At 64.4% G+C, this 1,529-nt stretch carries 1 protein-coding gene; it reads right to left on the reverse strand.

Annotation, left to right across the window (positions count from 1 at the left end; translation table 11 throughout):
- A partial coding sequence (locus V6M52_RS01870) for an MFS transporter (RefSeq protein WP_332698845.1) occupies positions 1-1,317 on the reverse strand: 1,317 nt, incomplete at its 3' end.
- Between the last annotated feature and the right edge of the window lie 212 nt (positions 1,318-1,529).

Below are 1,529 nucleotides of genomic sequence, written 5' to 3' on the forward strand. Positions count from 1 at the left end.
CATCACGGATGCACCGGTGATGAGCCCGAGATTGCGCGACAGGCTGAGCATGCCGGAAATGACGCCCCGCTGGTCCGCACGGATATCCGCCATGACGGCGGTGTTGTTGGCCGTCATGAACAGCGCATAGCCCACGGTGATGACGACCATGGGGGCGATATAGCCAGCGATACCGGGGATGCCGGGCGTCGCCGGCATCATCGATAGAACGACGGAACCGGCCGCTATGGCGATGAGCCCCACGAGGGTCATGCGCTGGGCGCCAAAACGGTCCGCCATGCGGCCGGCCGGTACACCGGCCAGCGCGGCGGCAAGCGGACCGACCGACAGGACGAGTCCGACGTGAGCGGCGGCCAGCCCGAGCGAGAGCGAGAGATAGAACGGCCCGACCACCAGCGTCGCCATCATCACCGTCGAGACAAGCGCGCTCATGGCGAGGCTTGCACTCAGCAGGGGATCGCGGAACATCGCCAACCGGATCAAAGGGGATGCGGCTGTCGCCTCGGCGCGCACGAAGAGGCCGGCGCCCAAGGCAGCAGCCAACAGCAGGGCCAGGTTGAGCAGGCCGAAACTGCCGCGCCCGTCATGATGACGAATGGTCATGGCGAGTGCATAGGCCGCGAGCGTCAGGGCCAGCAGCAGCGTGCCCACAGGGTCGAAACCGGGCCGATCCGTCTTCGGCCCCCGGCGATCAACGGGCAGGTAGCGGTGCGCGAGAAGAAAAGTCAGGATGCCCAGCGGTACGTTGACGAGGAAGATGGCCTGCCAGCCGAGTCCGGCGATCAGAATGCCACCCAGCGATGGACCGAGCGCAGTACCCATCGCGGACATCGTGCCGAGCAGGCCCATGGCGCTGCCGGTCTTTGCCTGGGTCACCGTCTCGCCGACAAACGCCATGGTGAGGGCCATCATGATGGCGGCTCCCAGGCCCTGTGCCGCTCGGGCGGCAATCAGCAGCCGGAGTGTGGGCGCGATGCCGCACAGGCTGGATGCCACCGTGAACAGGAAGATGCCGGCCAGCAGCAGCCGCTTTCGGCCGGTGAGGTCACCCAGCCGTCCGACGCTGACGATCAGGGTGGTGATGGCGAGGAGATAAGCGAGGATGACCCACTGGACCTCCTGGAAGGAGGCGTTGAACGCCTGTGCCAAGGTCGGCAAGCCCACATTGGCGATGCTGGTGCCGAGCGAGGACAGGAGCATGGACAGCGACAGGGCGGCGAGCGCCCACCGGACTGACGGTGTCCGCTCCGAATTTCCGCTTTTTGGTTCACTTCCGGCGACTGCCTCATCCCGTTCTGCAATGATTGACTTCAACATGAATTCCGCTTCCTGCTCCGTTGACTGGCGACACCGAAATGGAGCTGCCTGAAGCGTAGTTCTTTGCCTGACATGGCGGAAGGCGCATCATTTGCACTTTATTCGTGCGTTTGACGCCATGTCACGGCCAAATTGCGCTATGGTCCGTGCATGGCAACACCCGATTTCAACCTGCTGGTCACGCTCGATGTGCTGCTCGCGGAAGGCAGCGT

It is taken from the genome of Devosia sp. (assembly GCF_036676215.1).
Taxonomy (GTDB): Bacteria; Pseudomonadota; Alphaproteobacteria; order Rhizobiales; family Devosiaceae; genus Devosia.